The sequence below is a fragment of the Sulfurimonas sp. NW9 genome, from assembly GCF_051132275.1.
GTDB lineage: Bacteria > Campylobacterota > Campylobacteria > Campylobacterales > Sulfurimonadaceae > Sulfurimonas > Sulfurimonas hydrogeniphila.
The window spans coordinates 1,229,936-1,249,260 of record NZ_CP093236.1; the positions used below are offsets into that span (position 1 = coordinate 1,229,936).

At 34.3% G+C, this 19,325-nt stretch carries 27 protein-coding genes; all 27 read right to left on the bottom strand.

Annotated elements, in window-relative coordinates; translation table 11 throughout:
- Positions 1-3: 3 nt before the first annotated feature.
- Positions 4-444, bottom strand: a complete 441-nt coding sequence (locus MLC44_RS07045; RefSeq protein ID WP_152184411.1) for a hypothetical protein — start codon at positions 442-444, stop codon at positions 4-6.
- Positions 445-456: 12 nt separating this feature from the next.
- Positions 457-840 carry a hypothetical protein gene (locus MLC44_RS07050; RefSeq protein WP_152184412.1) on the bottom strand — a complete coding sequence of 128 codons (384 nt, stop codon included), beginning with the start codon at positions 838-840 and terminating at the stop codon, positions 457-459.
- A complete protein-coding gene (gene dnaN, locus MLC44_RS07055) occupies positions 840-1,952 on the bottom strand; it encodes a DNA polymerase III subunit beta (RefSeq protein WP_152184413.1) in 1,113 nt (370 codons plus the stop codon). The genes MLC44_RS07050 and dnaN overlap by 1 nt, the downstream gene beginning before the upstream one ends.
- A 110-nt stretch (positions 1,953-2,062) precedes the next feature.
- A complete protein-coding gene (locus MLC44_RS07060; protein WP_152184414.1) occupies positions 2,063-3,937 on the bottom strand; it encodes a hypothetical protein in 1,875 nt (624 codons plus the stop codon).
- Positions 3,938-4,055: 118 nt separating this feature from the next.
- Positions 4,056-4,670 carry a hypothetical protein gene (locus MLC44_RS07065; protein ID WP_152184415.1) on the bottom strand — a complete coding sequence of 205 codons (615 nt, stop codon included), beginning with the start codon at positions 4,668-4,670 and terminating at the stop codon, positions 4,056-4,058.
- A 131-nt stretch (positions 4,671-4,801) separates the two neighbouring features.
- On the bottom strand, positions 4,802-5,458 hold the full coding sequence (locus MLC44_RS07070; protein WP_152184416.1) for a hypothetical protein: 657 nt from the start codon (positions 5,456-5,458) through the stop codon (positions 4,802-4,804).
- 139 nt (positions 5,459-5,597) lie between these two features.
- The gene (locus MLC44_RS07075) at positions 5,598-6,377 is read right to left on the bottom strand and encodes a hypothetical protein (protein ID WP_152184417.1); all 780 of its coding nucleotides are present in this window, start codon (positions 6,375-6,377) and stop codon (positions 5,598-5,600) included.
- Positions 6,378-6,677: 300 nt separating this feature from the next.
- On the bottom strand, positions 6,678-6,971 hold the full coding sequence (locus tag MLC44_RS07080) for a hypothetical protein (protein ID WP_152184418.1): 294 nt from the start codon (positions 6,969-6,971) through the stop codon (positions 6,678-6,680).
- 100 nt (positions 6,972-7,071) lie between these two features.
- Positions 7,072-7,392 (bottom strand): hypothetical protein, encoded by a 321-nt coding sequence (locus MLC44_RS07085; protein ID WP_152184419.1) that lies wholly within the window; start codon positions 7,390-7,392, stop codon positions 7,072-7,074.
- Between the two features lie 8 nt (positions 7,393-7,400).
- A complete protein-coding gene (locus MLC44_RS07090) occupies positions 7,401-8,708 on the bottom strand; it encodes a hypothetical protein (RefSeq protein ID WP_152184420.1) in 1,308 nt (435 codons plus the stop codon).
- Positions 8,709-8,928: 220 nt separating this feature from the next.
- On the bottom strand, positions 8,929-9,087 hold the full coding sequence (locus tag MLC44_RS07095) for a hypothetical protein (protein ID WP_188109484.1): 159 nt from the start codon (positions 9,085-9,087) through the stop codon (positions 8,929-8,931).
- Positions 9,088-9,120: 33 nt separating this feature from the next.
- Positions 9,121-9,660, bottom strand: coding sequence for a hypothetical protein (locus tag MLC44_RS07100; protein WP_152184421.1), 540 nt, complete (start codon positions 9,658-9,660; stop codon positions 9,121-9,123).
- A gap of 10 nt (positions 9,661-9,670) precedes the next feature.
- Positions 9,671-10,063: a hypothetical protein gene (locus tag MLC44_RS07105; RefSeq protein ID WP_152184422.1), complete on the bottom strand. Its 393-nt coding sequence runs from the start codon at positions 10,061-10,063 to the stop codon at positions 9,671-9,673.
- A 10-nt stretch (positions 10,064-10,073) separates the two neighbouring features.
- Complete coding sequence (locus MLC44_RS07110) at positions 10,074-12,233, bottom strand: DUF4942 domain-containing protein (protein ID WP_434656652.1); 2,160 nt, start codon at positions 12,231-12,233, stop codon at positions 10,074-10,076.
- Positions 12,234-12,337: 104 nt separating this feature from the next.
- Positions 12,338-12,697, bottom strand: a complete 360-nt coding sequence (locus tag MLC44_RS07115; protein WP_152184424.1) for a type II toxin-antitoxin system PemK/MazF family toxin — start codon at positions 12,695-12,697, stop codon at positions 12,338-12,340.
- A complete protein-coding gene (locus tag MLC44_RS07120) occupies positions 12,687-12,938 on the bottom strand; it encodes a hypothetical protein (protein WP_434656654.1) in 252 nt (83 codons plus the stop codon). Before MLC44_RS07120 ends, MLC44_RS07115 begins: the two co-directional genes overlap by 11 nt.
- Positions 12,939-12,963: 25 nt before the next feature.
- Complete coding sequence (locus MLC44_RS07125) at positions 12,964-13,197, bottom strand: hypothetical protein (RefSeq protein WP_434656657.1); 234 nt, start codon at positions 13,195-13,197, stop codon at positions 12,964-12,966.
- A complete protein-coding gene (locus MLC44_RS07130) occupies positions 13,182-13,559 on the bottom strand; it encodes a hypothetical protein (protein ID WP_434656660.1) in 378 nt (125 codons plus the stop codon). The genes MLC44_RS07125 and MLC44_RS07130 overlap by 16 nt, the downstream gene beginning before the upstream one ends.
- A complete protein-coding gene (locus MLC44_RS07135; protein ID WP_188109485.1) occupies positions 13,560-13,697 on the bottom strand; it encodes a hypothetical protein in 138 nt (45 codons plus the stop codon).
- 95 nt (positions 13,698-13,792) lie between these two features.
- Positions 13,793-15,244: a hypothetical protein gene (locus MLC44_RS07140; RefSeq protein WP_152184428.1), complete on the bottom strand. Its 1,452-nt coding sequence runs from the start codon at positions 15,242-15,244 to the stop codon at positions 13,793-13,795.
- 140 nt (positions 15,245-15,384) lie between these two features.
- Positions 15,385-15,951, bottom strand: coding sequence for a hypothetical protein (locus MLC44_RS07145; protein WP_434656663.1), 567 nt, complete (start codon positions 15,949-15,951; stop codon positions 15,385-15,387).
- Positions 15,952-15,960: 9 nt separating this feature from the next.
- Positions 15,961-16,560 (bottom strand): hypothetical protein, encoded by a 600-nt coding sequence (locus MLC44_RS07150; RefSeq protein WP_434656664.1) that lies wholly within the window; start codon positions 16,558-16,560, stop codon positions 15,961-15,963.
- Positions 16,561-16,701: 141 nt separating this feature from the next.
- Complete coding sequence (locus MLC44_RS07155; protein ID WP_434656666.1) at positions 16,702-16,869, bottom strand: hypothetical protein; 168 nt, start codon at positions 16,867-16,869, stop codon at positions 16,702-16,704.
- 1 nt (position 16,870) lies between these two features.
- Positions 16,871-17,101, bottom strand: a complete 231-nt coding sequence (locus MLC44_RS07160) for a hypothetical protein (RefSeq protein ID WP_152184431.1) — start codon at positions 17,099-17,101, stop codon at positions 16,871-16,873.
- Positions 17,098-17,319, bottom strand: coding sequence for a hypothetical protein (locus MLC44_RS07165; RefSeq protein WP_434656668.1), 222 nt, complete (start codon positions 17,317-17,319; stop codon positions 17,098-17,100). Before MLC44_RS07165 ends, MLC44_RS07160 begins: the two co-directional genes overlap by 4 nt.
- Positions 17,316-18,965, bottom strand: a complete 1,650-nt coding sequence (locus MLC44_RS07170) for a hypothetical protein (RefSeq protein ID WP_152184433.1) — start codon at positions 18,963-18,965, stop codon at positions 17,316-17,318. The genes MLC44_RS07165 and MLC44_RS07170 overlap by 4 nt, the downstream gene beginning before the upstream one ends.
- 131 nt (positions 18,966-19,096) lie before the next feature.
- Entirely contained in the window at positions 19,097-19,270 is a 174-nt protein-coding gene (locus MLC44_RS07175) for a hypothetical protein (RefSeq protein ID WP_434656670.1), read from the bottom strand.
- Positions 19,271-19,325 lie beyond the last annotated feature (55 nt).

The following is a 19,325-nucleotide window of genomic DNA, read 5'->3' on the forward strand; positions in this document are numbered from 1 at the left end:
TTTCTATTCTTTTAGAAACTCATTGAATAGTTGAATGATGTAATCTTTTCCATAATGACGCGCATCATATTCAATAACTTTTGCTATAAAATCTTCATAGTAGTTTGCATCCACTTTGTTTTTTGGTGGATTAAACTCTATTTCAGTTCTTTCAGCTTCAGCTTTTAAATACTCTTCTATGTTTTCATAGTTAAGTTCAAAGAAAAAACTCGCAAGTCTTTCAATTATGCTTTTTCCTAGTTCAACATGCTTTAGAGCATCCTTTGGATTTTCAGTATCCGCCATATAGAAAAGAATATCAAGATCTACTGGTATATCATCCAGAAGTTCTTTTTTTGTTCCCCGTATGGAAATTCCGGAATCTCTATTTTCTGGAGATGTGGTCATCCAAAGAGAGTAATCATCTTCTCCTACTTTTTTTAATGTGAAAGCTGCATTTTTCATAAACATTTCCTTTTATACCTTACTTTTTAAAGCCATATGCTTCAGTTCTTGTTCCCATGGAAGCAGGTCGTTTTCAATCATGTCATATATTAATGATTTTAGTTGATTGGCTTCCCATTGGTCAATTAAAGCACGGTATGGCTGTCTGAAGCTCTCTTCTTTTGTGCATTTTACGGATTCGACAATATTGTTATTCTCATCTCTCATAAAAATAATGAGATCGTCGCTTTTGCTTCCACCGAATAAGTATTTTTCTAAACACTCAATAGCATCATCAAGATTTAGAGAACTTTTTTTCTCCTGCATTACATATAAAACATACAATGCTTTTACATCTGAGAGCATTTTTACTCCCGCGATATCTCTTGCAATTTTTTTTGCTTCTTTCTTTGTCATTACGCTGCCTCTCTTGAATCACTAGATTCATTTTCTTCCACATCAGGAAGTGCAATCGGCATTATAACTTCTTGAAATTCCCCTGTTTTTAAGGCAATTGGAATATTACTGTCATTAAAACAGAGTTGAATCTCTTCAGAATCGCAAGATGCAAGAACATCTAAGATGTATTTTGCGTAAATTGCAAATTGCAAATCTGTATGAATATACATAGATTCATCTTTTTGCATTTGCACATTTGTGTTTTTGCTAATATCAGAAGCAGCCAATGCTTGATTTTTGATAGTAATTAAAATATCAGACTCAAACATTGAGGCCTCTTCTACTGTTTCTTTAAACTCTTTTACATTAAGCATCACTGTTTGTGAAAAGCTTGTTGGTAAAATTCTTTTGTACTCTGGGTACTTACCATTAATAAGTTTTGTGGAGTAGCTTATAAAAGGAGAGTGTATTGAAAATAATACATCATCTGCCTCCGTTTCAATATCCACATCACTAAAGAGTTTGTCTATTGTCAATACTGTTTGACGAGGCAAAATCAGATGCATATCCTCCATAGAAGTTTCACTTGAAACTACTGCGAGTCTTTTTGAATCTGTTGCCACCATATCAACATTGCCTTTTTTTACATTTATAAACAATCCGTTCAGTTCAAACTTTGGATTATTCGTATCTATGGCATGCACTAAATAATGAATAGATTTTATAGAGTTGCCAATTTCTAGCGTTTTTCCATATCCTTTTTCTATTTCAATCTCTTGTGCTTTTGCCTGTGTACTTATTTTCACACGACTTCTGCTGCTTTTGACAACAATGTGATCTTCGTGTAGTTCTATAATTACCTCATCACTTTTTGTTACCTTCAATACAGTAGCAAGCTTTTTGCCATCAAGTGTAATTGCATCGAAGCTGTTATCTGTTAAATCCGCAGACACAAAGCTAATATTTTTAAAGATAATAGTTTGCATATTGTCTGTTGCTTTAACTTCAATCATCCCGTCGTTTCCAACAAAAGTAATAGCTCCTGCATAATCACCATCTTTAGATGTATATGTATTAGCAATTGCAACTGCATTTGAAAGTGTTTTTGTGTTTGTAGTAATTTTTTTCATTGTGTTTTCCTTGTTTTTTTATTTAAAAATAATTTGTTAAGGGAAAACAATGGCATGCTTCACCCTGTTGGGGAAGTGCAATCAAATGCTTTCCCCAACTTGGGTGATTATTATATTATCTCCAATTCAGCATAAACACGCTTAAATACTTTAGAATTAGCTTTTGCATAAGCATTTAGCTTCTCTTCGTAGTCCATTGTGTTATCACTTTCATCAAAAACAGCTTTTATAATTTCATCTGAAGTCAAGCTAGTGCTTGCCAGCAATATCTCTCCTTCATCATCTTTAAGCTGGATTAATCTTAAAGTGTCTTGATTGTTTTGCAAACAACCGTAGCAGCAAAAAATATTTTCACCATCCCTGTTTCCGCCATCTTCATGAAAATAATTTCCACAAGACTCACACATAACAGAGCAAGAATCACATAGTGTTTTCCCGTTAGAGAAGTTAGTATATGCCTCATCTTCTGGTGCTATACTTTTCTTGCAATTTGAACACTCTTCAGTTTTTTCTTTGGAAAGAAAAATATTTCTAGGCAAATGTGCATAGAAAATACCTTTATCTAAGAGTAGATTTTTATCTTTCTCAATACCAATTCTTACACCAGCTTCGACTAATTTGCCATCAGCATACATATAATCATGAAATTCATTGATAAAATGCATATTTTTATCGAATGTATCTGAGAACCCTTCATGAAGGAATCCGTAGCGATCAGATATTAAATTGCCAATATAATCACTTGCGATTTGATCGTAATCTTTTGGATCTTCGTTTTCAAAAATTCGCATTGGAACGCTGATGTCTAGCGAGTTTGGAAGTTTCTTTTTACCACTATCCCAATTGATGTCAGTAACCGTAACATCTTGCACATAGCTGATTTCGGCAAACACTTCCTCGTCATCTTCTGCAGCACCCCAAGATCTAAAATCCTGAATAGCCTTTGTAATTAAAGCTATATTATGCGGCTGCGCAAACATCTCATCCATATTGTCATAAAGATAGTCGGCAAACTCACCTTCGCAAACTTCAGAGCAAGTCGAATATATGTTTTTTAAAACATTTTCGTCTTTTTTTAATTGTTGCATAGTGATTTTTCTAACCTGAAACTCTCCGTCTCTGTTGAAACTTTCGTCAAACAGATCAAAAATTGCTTCAGCTTCATTGATGTCAATATTTTCTATGGCTGAAAAATCCTCATATGAGCAAATCCCCTCTCCGTAAAGATTCATAAAACCATCATCTATTTCATAAACAATTGGCTCAAAATCTTTATCTTCGGAGATAAGCTCAATTACGTTTCCTTTTACTGGTGTGTAGTCTGGTGACTCCACTACCTGATTTCGTCTAATTGCAGTGATTTTATTATCATGTAAAAAAGACTTTGCAAAAAGAGGAGTCAATGGACTGTTTAAAACAACATTAAGATTATTTTCTGCTATTTTTTCATCCAGCAATTCTTTAACCTCTTCTAGTTTTCCCTGAAGTTTTTCAACATCTGCCTTTGTAGGATTTTGCTTATTAATTTTCATGTTGATTTTAATAAACGCCGCATTCTCAAGCATTCCTGCATAATCCTCAATAAATAAAGGATCATCGTTTTGAATACCTTCATCATCGCTGAAAAATCTTTTATCCAATTCGTAGCGAATAGAATCCAATTCTTCAGATAGAGTTTGATTGTGATGATACATTGCCGGAGAGAGCATTGCTTCCATAGAAATGGATTCTCTCTCTTGCTCAGATATCAACCAGATACGGCTTTCGGTTTCGTTTTGTTTGCGACCTATACCGTAATAAAATACAATATAAAAAGATAAATCTTCTTTTTTTGCACTAATTACGATATTGCTGCAAATTTCAGCATTGTCATACTCGTTCCAGTAGTTATAAGTTGCTCTAAAGTGAACATCTTTAATCTCTATTGTGTCTGCAATTTCTGCACCTAGTAGTTCTGCTGCTATTGTTTTTGTTTCGTTTGTCATAATATTTTCCTTGTTTTGTTTTTTTTGATTTTCGTTACGAAAGCCACAAAACGAGGGATACTATAATGGCATTAGCCACTATAGAAATTTTCTCTCTCTTTTGTGGCTAATGCCTTTTTTACTCTATTTCGGTTTCGACGCTTACATTAACACCTGAAGCTGTTTCGGAGCCATATGCCAAATCTCTAGCAGCAACCAAAGCTTCTGCTTCAGTTTTGCAATGAATTTGGTATGTCTCCTCTTCATATGGCGTTGTTGGATCTTCATCCATATCCATAAAGTACGCACGCACTTGAAACTCTAATTTGTAATCCGTTGGAATACATCTGTATGTTACTTCTGTACCGGATATTTTGCTTGGAATAATTTCCATATCTAAAACTTCAACACCATCAAGCTGTTGTTCGACAGCTGAATATATTGCATCTTTTTCGAGTCTAAGAAGATCGAACGCGCTAAAAGTTAATTCTACTTCCAACTCATTGACTTCTTTTACATCTTCAACTGTGCAATTGTACTCATCGCCAATGCAATATCTTGTGGTTTCAACAACTTCAGAAGTTGCTGTGTTTGCACCATCCCAATCTGCATTGAAATCACGAAACGGATTTCCGCTTTCTATTGAATTTTGCACTTTGGCAAAAGCCTCTTCTTTTGAAGCTGCTTCTACTTTTGCAACACAACTATTCCATACTGTTTCTTCTGCCTCAAATGGCACTAAATAAGTTTTCATAAATTATCTCCTCTGATATACAAAAGAGACACACCAACCCCTTTGGGGTAAATGACTTGTGTGTCTCTACCCCGTTTGGGATTAGCTCTTTATGAGCGACTATTTTATTTAGATTTGTTTACGGAAAATTGTTACGAGAAATGCAACATTGTTTCGTAGCAATTTATTTCGTCTTGCACTTCTACGCAAGCATAACTGTTTTTGTTCCAGATAGTTTCAGCGGCAGCTTTTGCACTAACAAAAGTGTAGTGGCATTCAACCTCAATGCTTTCGCCGATATCTCTTAGTTCTTCTGTTTCCCAGACCTTAATAACAAATCTTGGAAATTGTTCGTAATCATCAAAAAATATAGTTTGTGTATCTATCAACTTATCATTTTTGAATTTATCAATAATGATTCCTGTATCTTCTGATGTTTTTATTTCTATCTTATCCTTGTCCAGCAGACAAATTGTTTGATCTGTATCTCTATATACAATATACTCAACAAGCTCATCTTCCATAATATCCCCGTTATAAAAAGGGTATAGATATTTTTGGTATTGATCAATGAGATACTCTGTTGGATTATAGTTATCTTCAAAACTGTTGACAAAATCCAAAAAATCATCATTTGCATTTTCTGGATTAGATAATATCTCCAAACTTGCTTCTTTTGTCTTGCAGTCATATCTTATTGATAGAACATCATTATTTTTGACTGCTAAAGCTTCAAGAATGTCAAAATTTGTATCAAAATTAGAAGCGTTGAAGGTTTTTCCGTTTGTTTTTAAATTTACTATTGTCACAATGTCTCCTTTATGAGAATAAAAAAGACATACCAATCCCCCCACAGGGATTTGACATGGTATGTCTTGTCCCTGGTGGGATTGGCTCTTATGAGCGACTTTTTGACAATGCGAAGTATTTTAACACCACTAATGTGTATTAAATGACTTCGTTTGCTAATACTTTTATTATTGCATACTCATCAGCAGTACCTTCTCTGTGCAATGATGCACCAGATTCCTCAACCAACTCATGAAATACATCATCACTGATACATTCATCTTTGTTGAGTTGCATAACTCTAAGGAGTGGTTTTTGTATTTTTAATGAACCTGCACAGATATTGCTTATCTCTTCTTGAGAAAACCCAAGAGTTGATAGTGCTTCTGCCATCATTTTGTTTTCAAAGGCAAGGTTTTGATTCTCCTCGTCTTTTTCACTCATTTCTGAGCCTCGATGGTTTCCACACACTTCGCAATTATCTTGTTCATCAAATGTAGTTTCCATACAGCAAATTTCACAGTAATATGTATTACTGTCTTTTTCAACAAGCTCGGAGTTTTCCGGATTGAAAAAGTTGTCAAGCTCTTTGATTGAAATAGATTTCGCTGCATATAATGTATCGTCATCATCGCTATATTTAAAATATGCGTGAAGCTCATTTTTATACAATTTGACTTCCATTTCTTCTAATTTAAACTCGAATGCCTGCAGATTAGACAGTGTAATATCTGAAATATCTTTTTTTCCATCATATTCACGCAAGTCTTCATGCGACATAACATTTGAGCCCAATATTGCCTCGTCAATTATTTTAGAGTTTGAGACATCTTTTTGCGCTTTTTTAATAAGCTCATATTGCTCTTTTGTAATTGTCAACATTGTAATTGCCGCGTCGTAGCTTCCGTGAAAATCCATTTTTATATTAAAAGTTGTCATAATTTCTCCTTCAAGAAAATCGCACACATCAACCCTTGCGGGTGACATTTGATGTGTCTTCCCGCATAGGGTTTGTGAGCTACTGGATAGCAACTATAAGTAGAAATTTTGCAATAAAATACCCTCTGGACTAAACCAGTATTAAGATTTTTACTCTAATAAGTATTTATCGGGGATTTTATTTACAAAAGTTGTTTAATTCTTGCGGTGTAGATGTTGGTACTTACCAATTGACAGTGCTACGCCGATAAACAGTGCAACAACAGCAATAATCTCATAAGTTTCCATATCGTATCCTTTCTATTTTTCTTTTAAATATTTACCTATTATAGCGAATGCCAATCCAAATGTAAACGCCGGAACACTAAAGCTTTTAGTCGTTATCAACATAAACACTGTGGATGCCACTGCAGAACCTCCAATAACATAAAATATATCCGCTGTTAATTCAGCAAAAAATATCTTAACTTTTGTTGATTCTGGGTGTGTGTATATCTCTTCATACCATTTTTTTAGCAATCCGAGTTCACTTAATAGCAATAAGAATATAAGAAGGAAAAAACCGCCAATTATTTTTATTAATATAATTTCCATTTTTAAGTCCTCGAAACTTCCCCATAGCTATTGCTGTGATTGCATGGGAAGTAAATTATTTTTTACCCCCATACAATACGGGATATTTGGATTGCTTTTTTTAAAAAAGACTCTTGCCTGTACCACTATGGACAAGTTCGAGCTTCTCTTTTGCTATGGGATGTCTGGTGTAAAGTCCGTTTTGAACTTCATTGTCTATCTTAAACTCTAGAACTTTAAACTCTTCATCAGACAAAGATATAAGATATCTGTCATCATCGTATGTAGAGTCGTAATCGTTTTGAGTTGAAACAAAAATTACCGGTCCTATATTTTTTTCTTCATAGTGAGCGATATATGAATCCCCTACTTTTGGCAACAATCCTTCTCTAAGAATTTTTTTTCTAAATATTGGATTGCTCACATGATATAGATTTATCATAAACTCTCCTATGCTACAAGATCAAACAATGACGGAGTTTTACTTGTGTAAAACAGCTCATATGCTTTTTTGTAAATCTCATCGCCTGAGATATCAAATACTACAACTCTGTCATAGTCATCAATCTCAAGTTCTTCTGTTTGTCGGCCAAGCTCTGCTCGATACTCTTTGTCTTGAGAAATTTTAATGTTTCCCTTTTTCCACTTGTTGTACCATGCATCGTAACCGTCAACTGAATATCCACTACCACCACCATTGCTGCCGTCGATATTGTTTTCTTTTAAAAAAGAATTTAGATCGCTCTTGAACTGTTTCCAATTCTCAAAACGATTAATTCTCTCTTGCCATTGATATTCATCTGCTTTATGCCATAGTGTTGAGCAAAAGAAAACATCAATGTTCTTTTTTAGAACTTCGATATCACTCAGTGACTCTTTATATGGTGCAGCATAGAACTCTCTAAGCCAGGAGATAAACTCCTTGTCTTTTCTTAAATCGAAACGACCATATCTCTTATTGTCCCAGGAGCTGCCCTCAATCTTTCCACCTCTAAAGTGAAATTTATGAAAATATCTCTCTTCGTATTCATGAACATGATAGCCGTTATCTATGCTAATATTGGCATATTTCCGGAATGGAACAAGATCAAAACTAAGCCATCTGACTGTTCTTTGGTAAAGCTCATAGTCAGATAAAGGAATATCTTTTAAACACCCTTTTTCTTTTTCGATCTTATTGTATTGGAGTATCTTGCTCTTTATTTCACCGGATATAAACTCTTTAATAAGAGCTTTCATCTCTTCCTGTGTTTTTGGGAGCATGTGGGAAAAGTCTGTATCGTCATAGTGCCACCATTCGCCTACATCATGAAACACCTCAAAAAAGCTGTATTTCTTTAAAATGTTTGCTTTTCTTATGCGGTCACATTCGCGATAATACTTTGCCCATCTGTTGTCTTCTCCTCCTGTTGGAGCCGGTGGTTCTTCTTCCTCAAACTCCTCATCATCTCCAAACAAGCTAAGTTGTTTTGGTTTTGAATCATTTGGATTTTTAAGAAGTGGCCACCAGTCACAAAGCGCCTTTAAAACACCTTCAAGTTTTTCATCGGATGTTTTCATGCAACTGTTTGTTTTGTCATAAGCTACTTTTAACTGAAGCCATACAATCCAATCATAGTTTGTTTTATTTGCTTTGTCTCTAATAGTAAGGAGTTGATACTTCTCTTTTTTTGTTATTAGGACCTCATCAAAATTATTTTCTAATGTTTCAAGATATTTATTTGTTGCGGTCTCTTTTTTTACTGTGCAGCAATACATTATGCTTCTCCTATTATAATTCTTACCACAATTCCTGCAGCAATTAAATCAGCTATATAGTTAGCGGCGAAGCTTGACATTTTTTTTACTTTTATTGTTTTCATAATAAGTCTCCATGACTTTTTAGACATAGAAATCCCCAAAGGGAAATCTAGTCGATTAAAACTAAACTCCCTTTGGAGCTAAACTTATTTTAGAGTTGAGTAAAAGATATTTAACTTTAATTTTTTAATGTAATGAGCGCTTTTTCGATTTTTAACTTCATTTCTGGAGTAAGATTGTAATTTGTCAAAAACCATTGAAGGCCTTCTTTTGAAAAATCTTTAAAATCTTTTTTTGCATACTCTTCTAACATTAAATTTCTTATAAAGTCAGTCATTTTTTTATCCTTTATATCCCATCGGAGGGATAATTACTTTTCTGCAAGTGTTACAGTAATCCATGTGTCATTACTAAATTCATTCCACATGTCATCATTTATTGCTTTCAGGTCGTTTACTTCGCTTATAAACCATTCTATTTCACTTTCTAGTTTTGAAGATATTTCTTCTCCTTTAAAAGATGCGTAGACTAATCTAGAAACTTCTTTCATTCCGTTTGCAATGAAATTTGTTTGACCGCCTGCAGAATGGTAGCTGGTAAATACCAGATATTTTTTGTCATTTGGTAGTTTAAATGCCTTCCATTCTGCAGTTTCAAACAATATTGTGTCGCCACAATCTGCTTCAATTGCTGCAACCTGCGGAGCTTCATCAAAATACTCGCCGGTTTCAGTCGGATTTACCAGATATGCCATCGCTTCAAGCAATGCAATATCTCCTTTCTCCTCCTTAAGGTCTATTAGAACTTTATGTGCCCACTTTTCTTTTTGTGAAGGCGTCCAATCTTCAAATCCTTTTGGCGCCTCTGCTTTTACTAAACCCGGTTGTAAAAATCTAATTTCTGCTTGCATTTTAATCTCCTTAGTTTTCAAATATACATTCACAGGCAATTTGTTTCCAATCTTGCTTGCATTCTTTTTTCATTTTTTCTAACGAGTCATAAAAATATTTCACATTGTTTTCTACTTCACTTACTGAATAATCAGCAAGGTTGATAGTTTCTGTTTTATATTCTCTTGCATCTCGCTCACTATCCTCATGCCAATCATAAAAGAACTTATCTTGCTGAGAATAGATCCAAATATCTTCTGTGATTTTGATAGCTACCTGCTGATTGTCCACATCTGTAAACAATAAGCATTCTGCATCTACACCATATTTTTCAATTTCCTCAATCGTACCGACTGAAGCTTCGTCCCCAATAATTTTCAGTTCCATTATGATCTCTTCTTTTTGTGTTTTTCCTAAAAACATCTTTTCTCCTTTATGCAACATCAAACAGCGTGCCATTCTTAAAAACCTCTAGCTGATTTTCGTCATAAAGATTTGATGTCTCCATCTCCTCTTTTTTAACTTCGTCATCTTTGGCTTTGATTTCAGATTCGCTGTTGTCTATTACAGGGTTTTTTTCATTCTCATCTTCAGCAGATATGTTTATGTTCATATTTGGAAGCAAATTTTGAATATTTTCAGGAAGTAGTGTAAAACTGCTTTTCCAATACTCTGTTGCATCCTCAATACTTATATCCATCTCCTCTGAAGCGTGTTTTGGATCCTTTAACCATCCTCTGATGCGCCCAACTTCCAAGTTTAGTTTTTGCATAAACTTTTTATTGAACTGAAAATGGCAGTTTCCGTTTTTGTGTGGTTTTACCGTTGTGAAAATATCACTCTCTAGAAGTATTGTATTTTCATGGAAGTATGCATCACCGATTTTATATTGAACCCAATCAGTTTTGTTTTTATCACTATAAACATAAAGCACACCATCTTTTTCCATTACACGCTCACCGTTTTCATTTGGCTTGTTTGTATGCACATATACTTCTTTGATTTTTCCATCAAGCGTTTTGGTGCCTTTTGGAAGAATTCTGTTTGCAACGGCAAAAAAGATATTGGACTTCACTCCATATTGCAACTTTCCGTTGTATTTGTTTGAATTTTGAAATTCTTCGTCATTTACTGCAAAACCAAGGTTTCTTCCAATTACAGAAACATCTCTGATGTTTTCATACTGTTTGTCAGCCACTCTGCCTTCTCTTTTATCCCAGTCATCCACATAGTAATGGAGAATGACTCTGTAATCAAGTGCATATTTGTCAAGTTTTTTATCTCGCTTGTTGTAACGAAAAGTATCCTTCACAAAATGCTGATTTGACTTGTAAAGTCTTATCCCCTCCTCTGTCGTGAATGTGTCATAAAGCTCAAGCATTTGCTCTTCATAGTAATGGTTTGCATTTTTAAGTACCCAGATAACAACAGATCGAATGTTACTCTCATTAAAATCAATACTTGCATTTGCCATTAATTTGTTTTTGAGTTTGTCTCTTGTTGAGCGAGTCAATCTTTTTGTAATCTCTGTGAGATTATTAAAGATCTCTTCCCAATATAAGTTTTTGAGTCCTTGTATTTTGAGTTTAAATGACTCTTTTACCTCGTTCAACTTTATATTGAGTTCCGCAAAAAGTTCTTCATCAAGTTCGGAAAGCTTCATATAGTTACCTATAAGTTTTTCCATCTCTTGATTATAAAGCTGGACCAGTACAGAGACCAGGTCTCTCCCTGATACAAGTTCATTCTCTACTCTTTTTTGAAACTCTCTCTCTTTTTTTTCTGCTCTGCCAACGGAAGAAAAATAATCATCTTCCTTCTCCTGTGCTTTAATTCTAAATGTCTGCTCAAACCATAAATCAAATGGATCAACGGCAACTTTAGAATCGCCTCGATGGTATCTGCTTTTATCATATTTCATATAGTTGAGTTCTACTTTTACAAGCGAAACATATGCCCTAGCCTTACGATCCTCAGCATTTAAAAAATCAAAGTTACCAATGATTTTCACTTTTGCCTTACGATCTTTAAGCGCCTGTGCTATACCTTTGTGCTTTCCCCATCTCTGTGGAATAACAAGATAGATATATTTTGCATTTGCTTCGCGTATGATTCTTGTTGCCCATTGTTCATACTGAGAGTACGGCGGATTACAAAACACTACATCTGCTTGCTTGTCAATCAGAGTATTCTGCTCAAAATCCATACCGACAACAAGTGTTTCTTTTGGCATCATGTCGACTAAAATCTGAGATTTTTCAATGACCATGTATTTGGTAATAAACACACGATTAGCGTATCTCTCGTTTTCGTTTCTCCATGATTTACTCTCTTTTTTAATATCGTGGTAATAGTATTCATCAAGAAGCGGTTGCTCTTGGGCAATCTCTTTTATGGTATCAAATACTTTACCGTTTCCGGCACCAATATCAAGCATTGTGTATCTTTTGCCGCTGGCACGATATTTTTCTTCGCCGACTTTATCCCCAAGTAGGTCCCAATACATTGCTTCAATAATTTCGCGCGTTGTCGGGTACCATTCAAGGTCTTCGTTGTTTTCTTTTAGTTTTTTTACAGTTTGTAAAGCTCCCATATTATTCTCCTATGGATTTTAATACACAAAGCACTAAAATCCCATAGTGGGAATTTCAGGCTCATGTGTATACATGATTGAAACTCCCTATATGGAAGTTAAACTTAAGCTATTTTATAGGTAGGGTTGAGTGTTTTTAGCACTTTTGTATGGATATTTTCAAGCATCTCGTTGTCAATACTTCCAATTTTTTTTACAAATCTCTTTTGAGAAAAGTTTTTTATTTGGAAGCATTCTATAGCAGAGAGCTTTGATAATCCATTTTGAGGGGAATTTTGAATTTTTATTATCCATGGAAAATCTTCAAAGAAATCTTTCCACTCCGTAATGGGCACAACAATGCTCAATCCAAATCGTCCAATGCTATCGCTATTGATAACTACAGCTGGTCGTTCTTTTTGAATTTCACTGCCTATACTGGGATTAAAATTAATCATCCATATATCGCCTTGTTTAATATTCATACAACTCCCCTCCAGTTTCTCCAAGTTCATCACATAAAGCCAAATACTTTTTGTTTTTAGAGGCCAATTTTGCACCCTTTTCCCATTTTGCTAATTCTTGTTTTTCAACATACTCTTCAATCGCTGTTTTGTATATTGAATTAAGAGAAACTTTTAATTCATCTTTTAATTTGCTAACTTCTTTTTTTAGATTAGTCGGAAGATTAAAAGATACTTTTTCGTAGGTATTTTTTGCAGTCATTTTTTAACTCCTCTTTTTAATACCATTATACAATATTTTTTAAAAAGTATAAAGCCTCATCATCTATCTCTGATTGAGAAAGATTGCTGATTGGTTCATAATAATACACCAAAGGCATAATGTCCCAATTTGCATCTCTGTAATCAGCGATACCTTGTAAAGCTAAAGCTTTTTTTTGTGCTTCTGGACTCAGGTCCTCAAAAAAGATTCTTTCTGAGTCTAAGTCTCGGCTATCTTTGTTTTCTAGTTGGAAAGCCATTTCTTCTTCTCCTTTTTAATGTCCCATGAGCTCAATCCATTACCGAAAATTACTTTATAAAGTATTTCAATAAGCTCTTTTGCCATTGGAATAATATTATTGTCTGTGTCATTTCTCCAGCCAGTGATAATAATGGCTTTTGTTGGAGATTTTCTAACAGCAACAACTGTATATGAACCGGCTTCCGGATCGTGCACTTCAAGAGCGATTCGCTCTCCCATTTTTGCTTGCTGCAGCTTGCCTGCAAGAGGATGTGCATAACTTACGCTATTTAGTCCTCTGAGGTAAAATTTTATTAGTGCGTATACACTAAAAACGATGCTGAATTTAATTTCAGTTTTTTGTGCTACAACATTATTCATTTAATTGCCTCCAAATTGAGCCGCAACTACATTTTCGCAGTTTTCTATATAGATCGAATTGATTTCGGCAAATGCCTCTTCCATTTCCCATATGTTTAACTCTCGTTGAAGTTCTAATATATTGTCTAGTTCGTACATTTTTATTTCCTTATTGTCAAAAAGGAAGCAGACCTATCCCCCAAGGGAGATAGAATTTACTCCCTTGTGGATTTGAGTCTTAATGACTAACTATTTTATTCAAACGATACATTTACTTCAGTTATATATATCGTTTCTTCTCTACCTGCTTTATTAAACGGGATTTTAAGATAATAGATATCAAGATATCCATAGTCTTGAAAGATAGAGCCAATAAATGCATAATCACTTACCAGTCCGCTTTCGTCCACATCATCTAAAATAGGATCTATTTTAAATAACTCTTTTAAATGGTTTTCAAGACTTTCTTTATCTTTCCATCGAGTGCCTGTAAGCTTTTTGCTCTCATTTGCGATGAAACCGATTTTTCTGTCTTGTGCAAAACCTTCGAGTTCTTTTGAAACTGATTCTAGAGAACAATATCTTCCTGTTCTTGCATTATCAATCTCCTCTTCATTTGTTATGTCCTCAAGATACCCTTCGTACATTGGCTGCATATAGTATGGATCATATTCATCCACATCACCATCTTCACCGTAAAGTTCGGATGTTTCAATAATTACAGCTCTGAGGTTTGTTCCTTCGAGGATTTTATTCGCCTCTTTTGCAAAATCTTCCGGTGTTAAAGAGAGTGCTTTTTTCATACATGTTTCACATATGTATTGAGGATCATCACAATTACAAACTTTCTTAATCAAGTCTATATGTTTGCCCTCGCACTCCTCTAGTGGTACATGATAATGTTCTGTATGTTCTTTGTGGGAATCGTAACAATCATCACACATTCCCGCTCCGCAAGAATCACACAAAAAATGGGTAGAATTATTTTCTTTACAATAGACACATGGCCTAATATCAATCATTGCATCATCGTTATCAAGTGTTGCAAAAATTGCATCATTTAAAACTTTGAGCTTTTTATTGATTTTTATTTCTTTATCAAACCACTCTTGGGCATGTTCAATACTCTCAAAACAATCAGCCTGAAGCTTATCCTTTTCATCATATATCCCAAACTCACCAGCTTTATATTCTTTGACAAAATATGTTCTATTGCCGGCTTTTATTTCATATGCCTTTGTTTTATTTATGAGATAGTTTTCCAGTGCATCCTCGCAGTCAAACTCAGCAATAACATAATCGTCATCACCCGTATCTAACCATAATTCTCCATCCTTAAAGCTTTTAAAGACTCTAAAGTGAACGCCTTCATAGTTATAATACGCCAATCCATTTTCTAAACCATGTAAAGTTCTACTGGCTGTTACCTCTTGTAGTGCAACTTCTTTCAATGAATTGTTATCTGTTTGACAATTTGGGCATTCAAAACTATCTCTATCCTCAACCATAAAGTAGCATCCGCAATCTTCACATTCAAATTTTTCCAAATCTTCATCTTCATCTTCGTTATAGATAACTACTTTTAAATCGTGAAGCATCACCTCGCGGTCTCTATCAAAAACTCTTACTGAATTATATTCATCAATTCTAAGCTCTTCCAAAACCGCTGTTGTTACTTCTTCACCTGTTACTATTATTTCTGTCATAATTTGTCCTTTATAGGTTAAAAAAGACATACCAATCCCTACAGGGATTTGACATGGTATGTCTTGTCCCTGTATGGGGTTGGCTCTATGAGCAAGTTTTTATTACTAAAACATTCATTTGAATTAATCAATATTCTGTTTTAGTCATTTCCATAATCTATTGCATTTTTAATGTCGATGGTGTTGTCGATGTTTTGAAATCTTTTTGGCTCATTTTCTCTGCACATAGTACAAATATATAAGCTATTTTGACCTCCATCTACAACAGTGGCATATGCACTATCACAACAGCTACAATAGACTTTTTTTGTTTTTTTTGGCAATAGCACATCTAAAATAAAATCATAAGCGCTAATGTATTTTGTGCAAGATGATAAATGATAATCATCAATAATTGATTCCATATGGTCCAAATAATACTCATACTCATCATAGCCATCACTGTTTTTATACTCAGTGTATGCTTTTTGTGCCAAGTCTTTGTATTTTGGATTGGAGAGCAAGAAATCAGTAAAAAGTTCTTTGTTAAAATACAAAACTTCTTTCTTTTTCTCTTCTACTCCAATTCTAACCCATTTTGGAAAAGCTTTGTCGATACACATATCAATCATACTTCCATCAAAATCGCCATTCCAATTTGTTTCCAATCTTTCAGAAACATAATTAAGATTTTGTTGTGTTAGACGCATTATTTTTAAACTTTTCATAACCATATCCTAAAGAGTGCCAAGCGTATGGAGAGATACTTTATAATCTGTGTTTTCACAAACTAATCTATATTCTTCATTTTCTTTAAATATCCCAAGGATATTGTCTTCATCTATATTGATTTTATATAAAAATCCATCTTCTTCATATTTTGTAGACAACAAATAGTCATCCTTAAAATCCCACATGAAACAATATGGACTTCCATCAATAGTAATTACATCTGCCTTTTCCAACAGCACCTTAAACATTTCAACACTTATTGCGTTTTTTTGTTTTCCAAGTTGCTCAGAATAAGTGTTCCACAGTGAAGTTGTATAATGAAGTTTTTCACCGCATCCTGATGCTATTGCTTCAACATAGGGTGTTTCATCATAAACTTTGTGTGCATCTTGTAAACAACGGTCTGAGCCATTATTATTTTCAAGAGTGTAAGTTCCTTTGACTAATTCAAAATCTGTTTTATCAGACAATATATCAAAAGCCCAACCTTCTCTTTGCTTCTTGCTCATTGCCTCAAAATCTTCTGGCTTCTGTGCAGTTATCAGTCCTGGCAGGATGTATCTTATTTCTACAATTTCTTTATTGTTTGTATTTTCAGTTGCCATAATTAATCCTTTAAAGAATTCAGAACACACCAACCCTTACGGGTATGACTTGATGTGTCTTCCCGCATAGGGTTTGTGAGCTACTGGGTAGCAACTAATGTGAAGTATTTTAACACCCTTGAGTATTAAATGACTTCGTTTTTAATACGAACCTTGATATATATCATATCCATCCAACTCTTTTACATAAAAAAGCGTATTAGATATATTGCTTTGAACCAAATCAAAACATAAGGTTTCATCATTTTCTTCTTCGGAACGAATAAAAGCCAAGCAGCTCTCAAGAGTTCCTTCGTATACTGTATGCATCTTACATTCCTTTGATCGACTGAATTGAACCGTGTGGAGGAGTAATTCTCCTAGTTTCTACTTCAAAGCCTGAAAACATACCTGTTGATAAATCAACAAATATCTTAAAATTTTCGTTGCTTGTCGCGTAAACCAGACTGTCTCTTCCGTCCACTGTAGTTCTTTGTTCAAAATCAACATCAAGAAATCGTTTCATTGCATCATGAATTTGTTTTTTTGTGTATTGTTTCATTTTTGATCTCCTTCATTAAGGCTTTGAGCATTTAACCTTTTTGCAAGATTATCCGCTGTTTCAAAAGTTGCGAAATATTTTGTACCTACGGTTGCTATAAAGCCAGAGTAGGATACATTTATTTTTTCAACACTGTATTTACAGCCATCAATGCGTCCATCGTAAAACGATACAACATAAACAAATTTTTTGTTTCTTACTTTTTTATAATCAATCATGATGCCAATCCTCCGTGCGCGATAATTGCATGGTTTACTGCTCGCTTTGTAAAGCTTGAGTTTTCCATTTCCAACAGCACATCACCTCGGATGCCACCAATCTTACTTGTATCAATATGATGTTTTGCGATAAACTGATTTGTTCCATACTCACAGTTTCCTGCTTGTATTGAATCTGCAATACCAATAAATACACGAGAAGCTTTTTCAAAAAGTTCTGCTTGAGAAATTTTCTCAAGTCTTCTTTTTTCTAAAGCCTCTAACACCTCAACAATAAATTCTCTTAATGTTTGTGTTCCATCAATATCGCGCGCTATTACATCACATATATCAAAATGGTACTCCTCGTTACCTTGCTTAATAGCCCATTGAACGGTGTCTAAAGAACCCGATATGCTTGTTTTTACAAGCTCATAGTCATATCTTTTTTCCAATCGCTTTATAAGCTTCAAATGGTTGTAAGTTTTTATTTGAGGAGCATTTGGTTTTGAAGAAAATTGACAAGGAACTGTTGTGATTTGAATCGTTAAGTCATCTTTCACTTTAATTGCCTTGCCAATGATTGCATAATAAGTTTTTGCAAACTCTTCTTTAATTGTTTTAAGTTCCCAAGATTGGAGACTCTCAACAATTTCGATTGCTAGATCATTTTTGTCTTCATATATCAACTCAACAAGAGTCTGGTTCACAACACTATCATTATAGTAGTTGTTGTCGTATCCACCAATCTCAAGTTCATTGTAAATATATGATTTCATATCAATATCATCTCTCCATGAAGCTATGATTTTGACAAATTTTTCTTGTAGCTCTTTATCTTTTTTACAATACAGAGCATAGAACTCATCTTCATAAATTTCACCCTCATCATCACGATAGGTCAAGATAATCTGTTCGGATTCATATTGATGCCCAACATGCCAATCTTTACCTTTTCGGTGATAGACGCAGAGTTTATCGTTTGGATCAAGTTCTTCAAAGTGTGTTTTCATGCACTCTTCAATATCCATTCGCCAGAAGTCATCAACAATCATTTCATTGTAATTGTCAAGCCTTCCATCGATGTGTTTACAGTTGTATCTATCTTCCATATAGCCTGAGCCATGAACCAGTGAGTAATCACCAATATAGCCGTTGCTGTTGAAAGAAATTATGTCGTCATCATATTCCCACTCATCCTCATAATCGAAGAGCTCATCTTTGTAAAGTTCTTTTTTGTCAAACTTTAAAAGATTTTTTATCATCTCTGCTTGAGAATTGATATCACTTTTGTATTTCGTGATTGGAAAATAGCCAAGAAGCTTATCTGGAGCATAGTAAATTGTTATTTCACTTACACCTTCAAACTTTTTGTCTATCAATTCTTGTAATTTGATTTGTGATTGCGCTTGTTCTTTGCTTTCATACTGAAAGTGTTTTTTGGAGTCTGCTGCAATCCATATATCTTTTACGAACAGGTTGTTTATATTGGATTTAGAGATTTTATCAAGGATAAATGCTTTCTTTTTATCATCCTTCAATATTCCCCAGCCATACACAAAATGATATGGAGCTTCATAAAGCTCATACCCTTTACCTTTTACAGCCTTTCCAATGCGAAACCCATTTGCCTCAATGTTTTTTATTGTAATTTCTTTAGCATTCATAATTTACTCCTATGAAAGAAATAAACATATGTTTAAATTTTGGCATAGGAGTCCCTTTCGGGAGCTTCTAGCCACATATGTTTATGCGGTCAGAGCATCCCGAATGGGGGTGCTAAACTAATTCGTATCTATTAGGCGACTTTAAATTTTTGAAACCAGTCAATACCGTAATTTATATCTTTTTCGATATGTAAATGGCAATAGTCTGTGGCCGTCAAACTCCAATAAAGTCGATTGATTGTTTCTTTGAGACGCTCATCTATAAAGCCGTAAGCTCTTAACATAACAACCGTTGAGGTTTTCATGCTTTTACTTATTACTTTTGCTAGAATATCTCTTTGTTTTTTATACACCTCATCA